Source organism: Adonisia turfae CCMR0081 (assembly GCF_011009555.1).
Taxonomy (GTDB): domain Bacteria; phylum Cyanobacteriota; class Cyanobacteriia; order Phormidesmidales; family Phormidesmidaceae; genus Leptothoe; species Leptothoe turfae.
On the sequence record NZ_QXHD01000004.1, the window covers coordinates 2,078,989 to 2,095,576 of the forward strand.

At 46.1% G+C, this 16,588-nt stretch carries 12 protein-coding genes; 7 read left to right on the forward strand and 5 right to left on the reverse strand.

Annotation, left to right across the window (positions count from 1 at the left end; translation table 11 throughout):
- Positions 1–2,115, reverse strand: a 2,115-nt coding sequence (locus tag DXZ20_RS13270) for an ATP-binding protein (protein ID WP_250565748.1), incomplete at its 3' end; no start/stop codon positions are given.
- Between the two features lie 403 nt (positions 2,116–2,518).
- Between DXZ20_RS13270 and mfd the strand changes: the two genes are divergently transcribed.
- Positions 2,519–6,025, forward strand: coding sequence for a transcription-repair coupling factor (gene mfd / locus DXZ20_RS13275; RefSeq protein WP_163698640.1), 3,507 nt, complete (start codon positions 2,519–2,521; stop codon positions 6,023–6,025).
- 147 nt (positions 6,026–6,172) lie between these two features.
- Here mfd and DXZ20_RS13280 read toward each other — a convergent pair whose 3' ends face one another.
- Positions 6,173–7,354 (reverse strand): MFS transporter, encoded by a 1,182-nt coding sequence (locus DXZ20_RS13280; RefSeq protein ID WP_163698642.1) that lies wholly within the window; start codon positions 7,352–7,354, stop codon positions 6,173–6,175.
- A gap of 401 nt (positions 7,355–7,755) precedes the next feature.
- Between DXZ20_RS13280 and DXZ20_RS13285 the strand changes: the two genes are divergently transcribed.
- Positions 7,756–8,289, forward strand: a complete 534-nt coding sequence (locus DXZ20_RS13285; protein WP_250565749.1) for a hypothetical protein — start codon at positions 7,756–7,758, stop codon at positions 8,287–8,289.
- Positions 8,290–8,345: 56 nt separating this feature from the next.
- On the opposite strand, the gene DXZ20_RS13290 is transcribed toward DXZ20_RS13285, so the two are convergent.
- Together DXZ20_RS13290 and DXZ20_RS13295 are read right to left on the reverse strand one after the other, a co-directional pair.
- Entirely contained in the window at positions 8,346–8,906 is a 561-nt protein-coding gene (locus DXZ20_RS13290) for a hypothetical protein (RefSeq protein WP_163698646.1), read from the reverse strand.
- Between the two features lie 54 nt (positions 8,907–8,960).
- Positions 8,961–9,988 (reverse strand): IS630 family transposase gene (locus DXZ20_RS13295; protein WP_431732065.1). Its coding sequence is split into 2 segments (ribosomal slippage): positions 8,961–9,559 and positions 9,559–9,988, totalling 1,029 coding nucleotides; the frame shifts between segments, so codons are not numbered across the junction.
- Between the two features lie 897 nt (positions 9,989–10,885).
- Between DXZ20_RS13295 and DXZ20_RS13300 the strand changes: the two genes are divergently transcribed.
- Positions 10,886–11,800, forward strand: a complete 915-nt coding sequence (locus DXZ20_RS13300) for a LysR family transcriptional regulator (protein ID WP_163698648.1) — start codon at positions 10,886–10,888, stop codon at positions 11,798–11,800.
- A 102-nt stretch (positions 11,801–11,902) separates the two neighbouring features.
- Here DXZ20_RS13300 and DXZ20_RS13305 read toward each other — a convergent pair whose 3' ends face one another.
- The gene (locus tag DXZ20_RS13305; RefSeq protein ID WP_163698650.1) at positions 11,903–12,688 is read right to left on the reverse strand and encodes a phycobilisome rod-core linker polypeptide; all 786 of its coding nucleotides are present in this window, start codon (positions 12,686–12,688) and stop codon (positions 11,903–11,905) included.
- A gap of 620 nt (positions 12,689–13,308) precedes the next feature.
- On the opposite strand from DXZ20_RS13305, the gene cpcB reads away from it, so the two are divergent.
- The 4 genes from cpcB (at position 13,309) to DXZ20_RS13325 (ending at position 16,379) form a co-directional block, all read left to right on the forward strand.
- Positions 13,309–13,827 (forward strand): C-phycocyanin subunit beta, encoded by a 519-nt coding sequence (gene cpcB, locus DXZ20_RS13310; protein ID WP_163698652.1) that lies wholly within the window; start codon positions 13,309–13,311, stop codon positions 13,825–13,827.
- A 124-nt stretch (positions 13,828–13,951) separates the two neighbouring features.
- Positions 13,952–14,437: a phycocyanin subunit alpha gene (locus tag DXZ20_RS13315; protein ID WP_163698654.1), complete on the forward strand. Its 486-nt coding sequence runs from the start codon at positions 13,952–13,954 to the stop codon at positions 14,435–14,437.
- Positions 14,438–14,667: 230 nt separating this feature from the next.
- Positions 14,668–15,483: a phycobilisome rod-core linker polypeptide gene (locus tag DXZ20_RS13320; RefSeq protein WP_163698656.1), complete on the forward strand. Its 816-nt coding sequence runs from the start codon at positions 14,668–14,670 to the stop codon at positions 15,481–15,483.
- Between the two features lie 26 nt (positions 15,484–15,509).
- Entirely contained in the window at positions 15,510–16,379 is an 870-nt protein-coding gene (locus DXZ20_RS13325) for a phycobilisome rod-core linker polypeptide (RefSeq protein ID WP_163698658.1), read from the forward strand.
- The last annotated feature ends 209 nt before the right edge of the window (positions 16,380–16,588 follow it).

The window sequence follows — 16,588 nt, forward strand, 5'->3', positions numbered from 1 at the left end:
CCTGTCGCTGGTTTCAATCGGTAACAGGATTGAAAATTCGGTGCCTTGATCTAGCTGAGAATACACGTCCAGGCGACCACCATGTTTTTCGGTGACAACTTGGTGGGCGATCGCCAGCCCTAATCCTGTACCTTTGCCGACGGTCTTAGTTGTAAACTTACGGTCAAAAATTTTGGCCCATAGATCCGTGGGAATTCCTTTGCCATTATCCCGAATGCGAATTTCCACCTGCCGCAAGGGGGTGAGTTGGGTGGAGATGGTGATCTGTTGAGGTGTGGTCTCTAGCTCGGTAAATGATGTTTCTTCGGCGAGTTCATCGAACATATCAATGGCATTGGCCAAGATATTCATAAACACCTGACTCAGTTGCCCTGGAAAACACATGATGTCTGGTAGTTGGGCATAGTCACGGATAATTTGGATTTCAGGACGGTACTGGTTGGCTTGGAGTCGATATTTCAAAATCAGTAGGGTACTGTCAATGCCTTCGTGGACATTGGCCTTGAGTTTTTGGTCATGGTCAGCGCGGGCAAATAATCGCAGACTATTGCTGATATTGCGAATGCGATCGCACCCCGCATTCATCGAAGCCAGCATATGGGGCAAGTCTTCTAACAAAAACTCAATATCCAGCTGCTCACGGGCGGTTCTGAGCTCTTCTCCCGGGGATGGAAACGTTCGTTCCCATAGCTGGATATAGGCAGTAATATCCTTGAGGGATAGTTGTAACTCAGCCACATTTCCTCTTACAAAGCCGAGGGGATTATTGATTTCATGCGCCACACCTGCGACTAAGTTCCCTAGTGCGGACATTTTTTCACTGTGTACCAGCTGAAGCTGGGTTTTCTTTAAATTGTCTAGCTGGACTTCGAGTGCTCCTAACAGGTTTCGATTTTCTCTAAAGGCACGGGAGATAGTTTTAAACCAAGGCACCCAAATATCGGGCAGGGTGTCAGGAAGATCTGTCGAGATCGCCTGTTTTTCATGCTCAATATGATCCACTAGCTGGCAGGCGGGTTGAATAAAGCTATCGGTTAAGATGCGACTCGTTGCCCATAAACAGAGCCCTAGACCAATAAGTGGAATCATGGATGCTAGGAGACCATTGGTCACGGCTGCATAGTAAATAGCGCTTTTTGGGATAAAGAAAATTAAATCCCAGGGAGTATCGGCTATCCTGCGGTGAATCACTAAAAACGACCCAATAGCCTGCACGTGATTATTAGGGCTAGATAAAATCAAATTTGTTTCAGCTTTGAGAGCGTCCGGTAAGACCGTATCAAGGGTCTGAATTTCGGAAGCACTGGTGGTTTTCAGACCAGGATAGGCCAATAACTGTTGATTAGCCCCTGAAATCAATAGTGTTCCTTTGGCATAATCAAAATTTTGAATGGCCTGATTAAGACGCTCAAGGGTGATGTCAATGGCAACTGTGCCACGAAACCGATCTTGCTCGTAAATCGGTGCATTAGCGGTGACCATCATCCCTTGTCCTGCTAAATCAAGGTAGGCATCTGTCCATGATGTTTGGCGTTGGGGATTATGGTCAGGCAGCCCTTGGGCAAAAAATGCCATTTTTAACATGGCCTGATCAAATTCAATCTCTTCACTATAGGGATACAGATTGATAAACCCCTGGGCTGAGATGTAATAAACCCAGGTCACTTCCTGAAAATTTTCCTTGATGCCTCGAAAGATCGGCATCAGCCGCAGCGTCATGTTGAACTCACGTTCAAACTCATTAGACTGATGGGACAGCGCCCCTATTCCTTGTATATTGCCGAAGGTATCCCGGGATTCACCGATTTGCGGAAATAATTTGTAGCGGGAGTCTCTTGTCTGGATCACCTGTTTGCGAAGAGGTGACGTGGTTGGATCTTTAATGGACAATTTGAGATCCTCTTCGGCGGTTACTTGCAGAATATGCAATTGATTAGTAACCGATTTAACAATGCCGTCCAGGTGAACGGCATTTTCAAAGAACTTATTTTGAATGACAATCTGCTCATGGGTATAGACAGCATGCCACTGTAACCCTAAAAAACTTAGGGAAATAAGCAGAACAATTAAAAATGTTCCGGTTAAAAAATAACTGTAACGTTTGAAAGATGGCATGGGTTGTACTGATCCAACCAAACCGTATCAACTGACTGGATGCACCCTTGAGCTATCGGTAAGTTTCCCTGCTTTAATCCCTGGGGCAATGCTTTGTCCCTATGGGGAATTTATATGATAGATGGTTAGACATTCTAAGATACGGCTAGTTATGCCATATCTACATCAGCTAAATGTCTGATAAATGTCTGAATGTTGCCAGAATTCTCCCTTTAATCCCAACGTCACCTCAGAAATGGCCAAAATTTAGGAAACATTGCGATAATCCCTGGGGATATGGCGTTAACCATGGGCAGTACTGTGTTCTGATTTAGAATTAGCAATCCTGTGCTGCATTGACAATGCTGTTCCGCAAATCAGGTTTTACAATCTATAGATGCTGTAACCCATTTCCACTGCTTTCATGGCTTTTTCGTCTGTTGTTCGTGCCCTTAGTAAGGCTGCTTTAGCTCAAGAATTACTTATAAAGCTAGATAAACAGCAGCAGCTAGTACTCAATGGGTTACCCCGTTTACCCAAAGGGCTGGTGGCCTCAGCCTTGGCCCAGGCCCAGGCCTGTCCCCTGCTGGTGATAACAGCAACGCTAGAGGAAGCGGGGCGTTGGGCCGCGCAGCTAGACGCCATGGGCTGGCCCAGGGTATCCCTGTATCCGACATCAGAGGCCTCGCCCTACGATCCGTTTGACCAGGAGTCGGAGATGACCTGGGGACAGCTACAGGTGCTGGCGGATCTGCTTAAGGAATCTGACAAGCCCAGCGTCATTGTGGCAACGGAGCGAGCGTTGCAGCCACACTTGCCCCCTGTGGAATCCTTTAAGCCCTACTGTTTGCAGTTAGAGCAGGGCATGGAGCTAAACCTGAAGGAGCTGTCACGGACGTTGGCTACCCTGGGATATGAAAAGGTACCGACGGTGGAAACAGAAGGACAGTGGAGTCAGCGGGGGGACATTATTGATGTGTTTCCAGTGTCGGCGGAACTGCCGGTGCGGTTGGAGCTGTTTGGCGATGAGTTAGAGCGGCTGCGGGAATTTGATCCGGCAAACCAGCGGTCGTTGGATAAAGTTTCCACCCTATTGCTGACGGCAACGGACTTCAGTCCGCTGATTGCCTCCAAGTTAGATCAGAAAGGCGTGCTCATGGACCTGATGCCGTTGGAGGTTAGGGAAGGGTATGAAAGTGGTCAGCGGGTAGAAGGTCTGCGACGATTTTTGGGGATTGCGTTTGATCAACCGGCATCGTTGCTGGAGTATTTGCCAGAGGATACGCTGATTACCCTTGATGAGCCTGATCAATGTCGAGCTCACAGTGGTCGTTGGTATGAGCAGGTGGATGACTATTGGCATGAGGTCAATGAAACCCTGGGCAGTAGTGACGAGATTCAGCTGCCGGGGGATCAGGTTCCGCGTCTGCATCGCTCCTTTGATGAGGCGTTGGACGATCTGTCTCTGTTTTCCCAGCTCCTGATGTCGGAGATTGCTGAGGAGGGGGAAGGACTCAACCTATCTAGCCGTCCGGTACCGGCCATTCCCCATCAGTTTGGCAAGCTGGCGGAAACGGTGCGAGGGGAGTGCGATCGCAAACATCAGATCTGGCTCATCTCTGCCCAGCCCACCCGCTCAGTGGCCCTACTTCAAGAGCATGACTGTCCTGCCCAGTTTATCCCCAATCCCAAAGACTACCCTGCCATTGAAAAACTCCATGGTCAATATGTGCCCGTTGGCGTCAAGTATTCTGGCCTGGCAGAACTGGAAGGCTTTATCCTGCCCACCTTTCGCATTGGCATCGTCACCGATCGGGAGTTCTTTGGTCAACACACCCTGGCCACCCCCAGCTATGTGCGCAAACGTCGCCGGGCGGCCTCTAAGAAAGTCGACCCTAATAAGCTCCGACCCAACGACTATGTAGTACACCGTAACCATGGTATCGGCCAGTTTCTCAAGCTAGAAAGTCTCACCATTGATGCGGAAACACGAGAGTACCTGGTGATCAAATATGCCGACGGTTTGCTCAGGGTGGCTGCGGACCAAATGGGCTCGCTGTCGAGATTTCGAGCATCAGCGGAGAAACGGCCTGCGCTGAACAAAATGACTGGCAAGGCTTGGGAAAAAACAAAGACCCGTGCCAAAAAAGCCATCCAAAAGGTCGCAGTGGATCTGCTCAAGCTCTATGCCCAGCGCTCTGAACTGGAAGGCTTTACCTATCCAGTGGATATGCCCTGGCAACAGGAATTGGAGGATTCTTTTCCCTATCAACCCACCCCCGATCAGCTGAAGGCCACTCAGGATGTGAAACGGGATATGGAAAGCCCTCGCCCCATGGATCGACTAGTCTGTGGCGATGTGGGCTTTGGTAAAACCGAAGTGGCTATTCGGTCGATCTTTAAGGCCGTAATCGCTGGTAAACAGGTGGCAATGCTAGCTCCCACAACAATTCTCACCCAGCAGCATTACCACACCATCAAAGAGAGATATGCCCCCTATCCTATCCAGGTGGGGTTGTTAAACCGCTTCCGCACTGCCAGTGAGAGAAAAGATATTATTCAGCGGTTAGCGACAGGCGAGCTAGATGTTGTTGTGGGTACCCATCAGCTGTTAGGGAAAGCCGTTAAATTCAAAGATTTGGGACTACTGGTGGTCGATGAAGAACAGCGGTTTGGTGTGAACCAAAAAGAGAAAATCAAAGCCATGAAAACCCAGGTGGATGTGCTGACCCTGAGTGCCACCCCGATTCCCCGTACGCTTTACATGTCGCTCTCAGGTGTGCGGGAGATGAGCTTGATTACAACGCCACCTCCATCCCGACGACCGATTATGACCCACCTGGCTCCCCACGATATGGAGAAAGTGCGGGCTGCCATTCGCCAAGAGTTAGATCGGGGCGGACAGGTATTCTATGTGGTGCCACGGGTGGAAGGGATTGAAGAGATTGCTGCTCGCATTCGCGAGATGATTCCATCTATTCGGTTGGCGGTTGCCCATGGTCAGATGCCAGAGGGCGAGCTGGAAGCCACTATGCTGGCCTTTAGCAATGGTGAAGCAGACTTGATGGTGTGTACCACCATTATTGAATCGGGTCTGGATATTCCTCGGGTGAATACGATCCTGATCGAAGACTCCCAAAAATTTGGTTTATCCCAGCTCTACCAGTTGCGGGGGCGGGTGGGGCGTTCTGGCATTCAGGCCCATGCCTGGTTGTTTTTCCCAAGGCAAGACAAACTTTCAGATAAGGCACGCAAGCGGCTGCGGGCAATTCAAGAGTTTACCCAGCTGGGTTCGGGCTATCAGCTAGCCATGCGGGATATGGAAATTCGCGGCATTGGTAACCTGCTAGGGGTGCAACAGTCTGGTCAGATGGAGGTGATTGGTTTTGACCTGTACATGGATATGCTACAGGAGGCAATTGCCGAGATTCGTGGTCAGGAGATTCCTCAGGTGGACGAGACTCAGGTAGATCTGAAACTGACGGCATTTATTCCCAACAACTACATTGGCGATACCGATCAAAAGATGAGCGTCTACCGCTCACTGGTGGCTGCAGATACGAAGCGTGAGCTGATGCAAATTGTGACGGACCTGAACGATCGGTTTGGGACTATTCCACCGGCAGTGGAACAGCTAGTGAAAATGTTAGAGCTGAAGCAGATTGCCAAACCCTTGGGCTTTGCGAAAATTAAGCCGGAGGGCAAGCAGCATGTGGTGATGGAGACACCCATGGAAGCGCCAGCCTGGAAGCTGCTGCATGAGAAGGTACCGGGTCATTTGAAATCACGGTTTATCTATGGGTCGGGTAAAGTAACGGTGCGTGGTCTCGGTGTGATGAAACCGGACAAGCAGCTGGAGAACTTGATTGAGTGGTTGGGGTATATGCGTGGGGCATTAAATGAGCCTGCCTTAGCGGGAAGTGATGTGTAGTCTTTGGTCAAAATCCTGCTTATACCCAATCCGCGTTCAGTAAATCCGATTAAACATCAGCAATCCCGTAGGGGCAACCACAAGGGATTGCCCTACGATAATCGCTATTTTCCAGATGTGCATCCATGGGAGTTGTAGAAAACTACCCTATCGCAACAAGCCAATCAGCAAAGCAATCGGGGCGGCGATTAATATCCACATGGCGTTTCCTAATCCAATGTAGAGAGCGGCAACACCGATTAATAAGGGCGCTAAACTACCGATGAGGCCAAATAGGTTGCTGAGGGTAATGACCGAACCGCTCTGTCCTAGCATGGCGGTGTAGAGCTGTCCTTGTAGAATCGAGTACCATCCGGCGTTGAGGAAACCAAGACACCCCAAAACGATGTACTTGGTGGTGAGGGAAGGAACCAACAAAAAAGCAGGATAAAGACATAGCACTAGAATCACACTGACTTTGAGGTACGTTAGGCCTCTCACTCTTTCGAGTAAAGGAATCAGAAGAAAATCTCCTAGGAGACCAAAGCCCAACCAAATGGCCATTGCAAAACTGGCCTGGGTTGCATTAGTATTCACTACGTCAACAAAGTACAGTGCAACAAAGCCACGGAATACATCCAACATCAAATCGGAGAACTGTAGTAATGTCAGCCACCGTACGATATTGGGACGTTTTAAGGCGGATATCGCATTGCGGAATCCATGGTTAAGACTATGGACTTTCCGAGCTTCAGGGGGCGATGTGAGTTTAAACAGGTTGGGCGATCGCCATAGCAGCACTGCCATTAACCCGCTGAGAATGGCCAAAATAAACAGTGCCCCTCGCCAGCCTTGGTTGAGCGCGATCGCAACGGCCAGAATCAAAGGTCCCATCACATTACCCAAGGAACCGGCCAGGGTCCAACGTGCCATGCTTTGTTCATGGCGTGTGGGCTCAAGATCCATCAGGGTGGCTTGGGCAATGTTGACAAAGCTGCCAGATGCAGGACCTAACAGCATGAGCCCGAGCGTAAATCCGGTAAAGTCTTGGCTAAAGGAGAGTAGGAAGAGCGCGATCGCAAACCCCATGCCTCCACCTACAATCAATCGCCGCCGATGTCCCATATCAGCCCAGATGCCAAAAATTGGCTCGATTATCTGACTGATGGTACTGGGCGTGGCCAACAGTAAACCAACCTGCCCGTACGACAGGTTTAAATCCTGACGAATTAGGGGCCAAGCCGGATCTAAAACACCCCCAACTAACTCGTCCAATAGTTCAATGATCAAGAAGATGATAGTTAAACTCATCACCGTCTTGAGGGTTTTGTGTTTACCCGTCAATCGCATTGTGAAATTCTCCTGTCCTGAAAAATTTGATGACAAACGTAATGTTCAAATTTCTTGTCCAGCTGGACCAGGCGGAGGAATCCACGAACAGAAACGATATCTTACCTGTGACCATGGGACAGATAAGGTATGCTGCTGCGATCGAGTTTTAGAAAGTTACCAGGGTGGGAATCTCATTGTAAGTTTTTCAATGCACTATGGGCACAAGTATACTGATTTCATGTAGTACGAGTAGGGCGGAAATCCGATCTTGCCTCAATAAAAAATGGGATAGGTCAAAATGTCATGCTATATCCAAGGCTGTGTGGTTAATCCAGCTTGCTTCGCTGAGGTTGTACCAATCAACTAATGTTCATTCATCTTTTTGAAGACTTAGGAAGTTCTCTGAAGTGCACTACGGATTGCCTGATACGAATGCATCCCTGACGCTTCATTTTTTGAAAGAACATCTCTTGAGGGTTATAGATAATCTTCAAGAGGTGGCAGACATATACATTGATAGTAATGTGTATAGCAAAACTGTATCGGTCAATAATTGTCAAAGCGCTTTACTATATCAATTCAAGGGTAATGAGTGGATTAATGTTGAATTCTTGGCCTGTAGGCCGAAGTTTGACTTTATTAAAGGTATAGTCTCCAGCCTCAATTGTGAAGTGGTTTTCCTTACGGTGTGTGATACAGAAGATTCTATCCGCTACACGCATTACACATCAGCAGGAATCATAAGCCATTTCAGTTATCCTTCCGATGATTTAGAAGATGAGTATGAAGGTGATTGGTCAACTGCAGACATCTTCTTAAAAGATCAACAAATCAGCGCTTTTTATGCTTGTTGGTCTAGGCAGGCTCGACATAATAACGTTGCTACGATTGTAGATGAGCGCTTAAATGTTGATGATTTTGTAGGTATTTTCAGAATTATATTTCGCTCCTAGTTATATTGTTGAGCCATGCCTGCTTTGGGTAGTGCTATTACAAACGATACTCTCTGTTAAATTTCAAAGTAGTCAGCTTGCACAACATCCTTTATGTCCAGTCGCGTAAATTCGAATAAAACATTGTCTCCTGCCACAAACGGACCAATACCCTTCCAAGTAATCTCGATAGGATAAATCCCCTTATTATAAAAGAAATCATTCGCAACAAGAAAAGCATCATCGCGTGTTACATCGAAACCCAAAGAGCGATATTCAGAATAAAATTCGTAATAAGCTTTGTTGGATATCTCAACATACTCCAATCTTTCCAAAAGCGCACCTAACCTGTAGTAAAAATAATTTAAATAGGTACCAGTGTCACTGAACTCGAAGAAAACTGCTTCCGAGCTCAAAAATTTGGAAATTGCCTGCGCATCCTCTCTATTAAAAATTGCAAGAACAGGAGCAACCTTTATATACTGTAGAGCGGACCAACCATGACCAGTTAATTGTATGCTGTAACAGCATGCTCGATTTCCTAACGTTATATCTTTTCCATAAACATTCTGCTGATGAAGTCCACAATTTCTTATTTTCTTTAGAGCAAAGCCAACCTCATCGATATTAGCTTTCACCAATATTAAGTGGTCATTGGAGTTAAGTGCACCTAATCCTTTTCTATAGCGTTCCTATTTGATTGGTGAGAATGTTCCATACATATGCATTTTGGGAAAGTCAAAGAGTTCCAGGGCACAAAACTGCTCAAATAGAGCTTTGAGGCCAGTGAATGACGGCTTCAATCCAGCCATCTGTCTGACCCAGGTCTTGGCTTGTAACCAAACATCCTCAATCGGATTTTGAGTTGGGTCGTTGGGCGCAAAGCGAATGCAGTGGATACGCCACTGGGATTCTGGCAGTCCTTCATTGAGCTCGTTTAAGCACGCTTGAATCTCCTGAGAACGATGATAACTGGCTCCATCCCATAGAATAATCAAGCGCTGGTTTGGAAACTGACGCTGCAAGAACTTGAGATAGGCCAATGTACAGGTCGTATTGCCGGCAGCGTGGGCCTCAACGAAAACGCGTTTACTTAGCAGGTCCAAGGCCCCATAGTACGTCTGCCGGTCGCGTTCATTGACAATCGGGACCTCAACGCGCTGATTTCGACGTCCCCAAACGTAGCCTTCGAGATCCCCACTCATCAGATGACATTCATCGACAAACAACACCCTCACTTGGCCACATTCAATCTCGGTGCGGTAGCGTGCCAATAGCCGTTGGATGTCGGCTTTTTTTTAGCCACTAGAGCGGGATCGGTTTTGGGGTTGACCTTGCTGGTTTTCTTCCAACTCAGACCAGCGGTCTCGAATAAGTCGTAGTAACTCTGTTTGGACTCATAGCTGACCCCATATTCACTGGCCAGGTGATACTCCAATTCATTCAGTGTCCAGATAGCTTTGGTCCCGAGCCACTCGATAACAGCGGCCTTTTGAGCAGCACTCAGATAGCTTTGACGACCTTTATGACGCGGTGCAAAGCTGCTGAGTCCCTCGGCCTCGTATCGCTGCTTCCAGTTTGCAATGAAGCCCATCGACACGTCGAGAATACTGATAATCGATTCGTAGGTATGCCCCTGATAGAGCAGTTTAACTGCTAGGGCTTTCTTCACCTGACGACCATCACGTTGCGTCTTGATGAAGGTTTTCAATTCTTCGATGGCTGCGGTTTGACTGGATACTGGTATCTCCGAACTCATAACGATACGGGGGGAACATGCTCTGATGAATACAATTTCTCAGATCATACCGATCTACCCTCAAGAATCAAGACGGATGACTATACCTGAGTTAAATAAAGATAGATTGACTGTTCCATCACTGCTTCCATTCTCAAAATGTATAACTTTGCAACTACCTAATTCTGAAAGCCTACAGAGATCTAGTGCCGAAAAAATTATCTGTGGTGCTAATTCACTGATATAAATCCAGTTATGATCCACTAGTTTAAATACTACAAAGGCATTTTTTGAGCTTGGAAGAATAGTTCTGTTGTAGCAATCCCTAAGGTGCAGTCTCGAATTTATTATTTCAAATAAAGTATCGATTGTCCGCTGGAAGGATGCCTCCACTAAAGTAATTTCATAGGAAGACTCGAAACAGCTGATTCCTCTAAATCCTTCAAAAGAAACGTCAAAATCTTTGCCCGGTGTTAGATGATAACAGCCATGCATTATTCAGTCACCGAGCCTCCAAAATAAACTTTAAATCTGTTCGCCTGGGTGCAACGCGATGGATTTCGACACACTTGAACCATCTCCTGGTCCTTAGGATCCTCAGGTCGTTTAATGCTATCGCCTGGCCAGTATACAAATATGCACTGTCTCTACTAACTGTTAGCTAGATTATCCTGTGCCAGTGTTCTGTTCCTCCATCAGTTAATTGGTGGTTCGTCTGTAATATAGCAAATATTAATTTCTAGCTTAGTAAACTGCTGCTTACATGCAGTCGCTTTCTGGGCACATAGCTGCCACTATTTATGGCTTTCAGCAATCACTGATGTTGTGAACTATGTACACCAAGCTATAGTTTAGATATCGCTGGGAGTGATATCTAAGATGAACTATGACCTCAACCTCCTCAGAACCTTTTCGGCATTGATGACGGAGCGAAGCGTGACAGCTGCCAGTCAGCGATTAGGTGTGACGCAGCCTGCGGTCAGCGGTTCATTAGCAAAATTACGGCGTTTGTTTGACGATCCGCTCTTTACCCGCACTCGGTATGGGATTGTGCCGACAAAAAAGGCTGAGGCCATTGCCCCCATTGTGCAAAAAGCCCTGGAAGATTTAGATGCTGTTGTTCAAAGAGAACCTATCTTTGCACCAAAAACAAGTGTGCGAAGATTTCATGTTGCTGCAAATCCCTATTTTGAATCTGTGTTGATTCCTCGTTTAGCTCAAATGGTTCACCAGCAAGCTCCACAGGTACGGTTAACGCTAGTGCCCATAGGAGCTGATTTAGCGGCAGCTAAACCCAATGGCGGAGTCACTGAATTGGCCCTCAGTCAGTTTGACCACCCTCCTGAACAAGTGATGTGTCAAACCATTTTGAAGGACGAATTTGCCTGTGTTGTGCGGGCTGAAAATTCTTGTGTCGGAGATATGCTGACCATAGACGCCTATGAAACCATGAAGCATGTGATTGTTGCATCTCCTAGCCGACTAGAAAATGGGGTGTTTACTATGCTTAAACAGCAATCGATTCAGCGTAAGGTTGCGATCGCAGTTTCTCATTTTCTAGCAGTTGCCCCCATCATTGCCAAAACAGATTACTGTGCCACACTGCCCAAACGCATTGCCCAACATTATGTAGGCAATCCTCAATATCGTGTATTTGCACCACCCACTGACTTTGGACAGTTTCCCATGCACATGGTGTGGCATCCTCGCCATGACAATGATGCTGGACACCAGTGGTTACGACGTTTAATTCAAGATATCTGTAATGACTTGACAGAACCACAAAGCATTTAACATAAACATCATTCAGAGTTACACCGAAAGACATTCATTGGTGCACCCTAGCTAACCTCCCAAAGACAACAGCCCGAACCTTTTGTTGTCAGATTTTCTCAGCTACCATCTGTATGATGGGGATGATGTTATATCATTGTTGTCTCGATAAGGGACAGTGGCATCAATATCAATGCTATCGGTAGATGTAATACTTGGTTGGCACGCTTGGGAAGTAAAGCCCTTTGCCATATCGAGAAATAAAGCCGGATCTCCAACCTTAGGTTGTAGCTCATAGGAGCGGAAAGTACGCACCGCCTCTTGCCAGATTGGCTGTGGAAAACCTAATTGATCACGATGGTAAGCATCGTAGCGAGGAGAAGCAATATTAAAGGGAACTTCACCTATAGTACGACTAGGTAAAACTCGACGACGATGATAAGGCACAACATTTTCGCCAAAGTTTTCAAGATATTCATGACTATTTAGTAACTCAGCAATAAAGCCCTGGAGCCCTTTGCTCATAACCACTGCCGACCAGGCAATTTGCTCCGCTTCACTATAGACTCGACGTCCCAAAACCCTTTCAATGCAGTGTTTGACAAAGCGATAGTTGCTGTTCTTACTGTAGAAACTATCGATAAAGGTATTGGACAACAGCAATCCCCGAATAAAATCCCGCACTGTAATTTGTCTATTGCGCAGCTGAGATTCTAGGGCAATTTCACGATCCCACCTAAAAGCGTGAAAGAAGATTTGTCGATAGGCTGCATCGATAAGAGCCCCCATTTCTGTTGGCGAGAATAAATCATCGGTTGAATAGATAATTGTTTCGTCATCTGGAGCACCGAGTGGATCAACGCGCTGGTTAGGACAGGAAGGAGAATAAGCCAATAGAGGAATAGTCATATTTTTTCAAGTCTTCACTCTTATAGATTTTGAAAAACCAAAACATATCAACTCACAGTGAATTATAAAAGGCAACAACTCGTCAAATCTTTAATGGATCAAAAAAATGTTACAGACCTTAATCTCAAACATGGGAAGATCACTAAATATTTTTGACTCTTATTTTGCCTAGAGTAACTCTTAAAAACCTGCCATGAATAGCTTAGGCAAGCTATATTTTTCTATTTCAAGTGTCTTTTATTTCATATTCTTTCTTAGGGGCTGCACAATTCCTGCACAATTTCCTTGGTCTAATGGGTGACATAAGATTAGCTTACAAGAATTAGAATCTTGAGCTTGTAAACCCTTAAGATCAGGTATTGAAAGATTCAGATTCTTACACTGCTACTCTATCGTTGATAAAGCTAATACCAAATCTCATCAGGTTCTTGTGAAAGAGTCCTGTAGAGAACCCTGACAGTTTAGTTTGTTCACTGCCTCTACTCTTAGACGGTTTTGTGACATCAGGGAGGTTAGTCAGCGATCTTTCTAGACTACTCAAGCAGACGTTAGCTGGCATTGGCGAAGTCAGGCTTCAGCACCTAACTCAGTGGACAAGAAAAAATTAGGAGATTGAATCAATGTTAGATGCCTTTACGAAGGTTGTGTCGCAGGCTGATAATCGGGGTCAGTTAGTGGGTCCTGATCAGATTGATGCTCTATTGGCTGTCGTTAAGGATGGGGCAAAGCGCACTGATGTTGTGAATCGCATTACGGGCAACGCCTCTGCAATTGTCACTAATGCTGCACGAGCATTATTTGAAGAGCAGCCTCAATTAATTGCTCCCGGTGGTAATGCTTACACAAATCGCCGAGTTTCGGCTTGTTTACGTGATATGGATATTATTCTTCGCTATATCACCTATGCAGTATTTCTAGGGGATACCAGTGTCTTAGATGATCGTTGCTTGAATGGTTTGCGCGAAACCTATTTAGCGTTAGGTGTGCCTAGCTCTTCGATGGCGACTAGTATTCTCAAGATGAAAGATGCAGCGATTGCGATCGCAAATGACCGCAACAACATCCAACCTGGTGATTGTAGTACCCTGATGGCTGAACTGGCTAGCTACTTTGATCGAGCTGCTGCTGCTGTCAGCTAATTTGACCTTAGCCCTGAACAACAACGTCAAATAATCTCTGAACAAGCTATTCCTTTAAGCAACTTGTTCTAATCAATGCTTTCCTCAATCATCCCTGCTAAAACACGAGTAAAAAATCATACCAATGAAAACACAATTAACAGAAGCCGTTGTAGCTGCTGACTCCCAAGGCCGTTATTTGGGCAATGTTGAACTTCAAATTGCCTTTGGCCGTTTACGCTTAGCAACAGCCGATTTAGAAGCAGCCAGGGAACTCGGTATTAAAGCACAACAATTGGCTGAAGGTGCTGCGAATGCAGTTTATCAGGTCTTTCCTTATACAAAGACTATGCAAGGCAGCAACTATGCCTTTGATACCCGTGGTCAAGCCAAGTGCTTGCGCGACATCGGCTACTATGTACGGATTATTCAATACTGTCTGATTGCAGGTGGCACGGGGCCAGCTGATGACTATTTACTGGCAGGCTTGGCTGAAATGCACAGTAGTTTCGAGCTAGTTCCCAGCTGGTACGCTGAGGCACTCAAATATATTAAGGCAAACCATGGTTTAACGGGAGACCCTGGTCTGGAGCTCAATTCCTACATTGATTACATTATCAACGCTCTCTAGAGGCCAGTAATCGCTCAGAGGTCATGGTCCTTTCAAATCCATAGTCCGACTGTATTAACGTCGCTGATTTATGAGATGAATCTGTAATCACTAGAATTTACCGCATTTTCAGATTAGAGGATTAGAGAATTAGCGACGTTATTTTTTGACATTTTAGACAACGGTGGGAGCTATAGCATTAAAAGTCCATGGCAAGGCTTGTTTATTAAGTAGTGACGTTAGGTAAAAAGATGGCTGGTTTGCAAGAAGCTGGGAGATTGGGAATTAAACCCTTTGATGAGGCTAACCCTGTTGAATTGAGACCCAATTGGACCCGAAATGATGTCCAAGCTGTTATTTCAGCAGCCTATCGACAGGTGCTTGGCAATGAGCATCTTATGGAGAACGATAGGTTAGAAGAACCAGAGTCCCTTCTAGCTCAGGGCATCATCTCAGTTCGAGACTTTATCCGGGCAATTGCAGAGTCAGATCTCTATCGTCAGAAGTTTTTATATCCCAACTTTCATGTTCGCTTTATCGAGCTGAACTATAAGCATCTGCTAGGTCGAGCGCCCTATGATCAAACTGAAATTGCCTATCATTTAGATCTCTTTTTGACCAAAGGATACGAAGCTGAGATTGACGCTTACATCAGCTCTATAGAGTATGAGAATAGTTTTGGGGACAATATTGTTCCTTACCACAGAGATTTTAAAACCGATCATCCGGGTCAACGAACAGTTGGCTTTAGTCGTTTGTTACAACTTTATGGTGGCTATGCTAATAGCGATCGGGCACAAGGGCAAAAACAACCTCAATTGACCGTAGCCGTCGCTAAAAACTTACCGGCTCCGCTGAGTGCGTCTAAGCGTGTGGCTTTATCTGGCCCCTTAGGAGGGGCTCGTGGTGATGTCTATCAACTGCGAGTGGTCCGGGCAGCGTCAACGCGTTCTCCTGTTGTTAGACAAAGTGTGACAGAGGTACTGGTTTCCTATGACCAGTTAACGACCAAGCTACAACAGTTAAATCGTTCCGGCAATAAGGTACTGAGTGTAACTGCTGTTTAGTTCTGTGAAATAAAGGAAAATGTCTGATGGCTATTACAACAGCAGCCTCTCGTCTAGGGACATCCGCGTTTAGTGATGCTGCCACATTAGAACTACGACCTAATACCACAGCAAAAGACGTTGAAGCGATTATTCTGGCCGTGTATCAGCAGGTCTTGGGCAATCCTCATCTGCTGTCGTCTGAGCGGCTAGTTATTGCGGAATCATTGTTGCGCAATCATAAAATCACCGTACAGGAATTTGTACGACAAGTGGCGAAATCAGACCTGTACAAACAAAAGTTTTTCTACAGCACCTTTCAAAGTCGGACAATTGAGCTGAACTATAAGCATCTGCTAGGTCGAGCGCCCTATGATCAAGCTGAAATTGTAGAACACATGGATTTGTATGAATCTAAAGGCTTTGAAGCAGATATTGATGCTTACATTGACTCAGCTGAGTATCAAACCTACTTTGGAGAGACTATTGTGCCCTACTATCGGGACTTGGTGACCACGGGGGTGGGGCAACGTTCCGTAGGGTTTTCCCGTCTTTTTCAGCTTTATCGTGGCTATGCCAGTAGCGACAAAGCTCAATTTACTGGAAATGCCCCCCAACTTGTCAAAGATCTTGCACGGAACACAGCTACAGTAGTTCAGCCTCCTTTAAGTAGCGCAGGTAGTATCGCCTTTATACCTGCGCTTAAAGGAGACGCATCCGTTAGCACATTTGGTGGCTCCAAAGCCTTTGGGTCTGGTCGGCTTTTTCGGGTTGAGGTCGCTGCGATCAGTGGCCCAGGCTACCCTAAAGTCCGACGGGTCAACAAAGCTGTCATTATTCCCTATGAAGAGTTAACCCCCCATATGCAACGGGTACAGCGTCAGGGGGGAAAAATCGCAAGCATCATAGAACTCTAAACTACGTCAAGGTTAGAACTCATAGTCTCTTGCGGGGACAATGTAGCTCTGGCCAGGGTCAAGCAGACTATTGCTGGCAGGAAAGTGATTACTTCCCTACCAGCAATATTTTTTTGCTAATGATAATTTGAACAATTACTTGAAACTTAAAAAAACTAAACAATCATTAAAAAACTGTCAAATACCTAATAAATTGGTAAGTAGCGCAA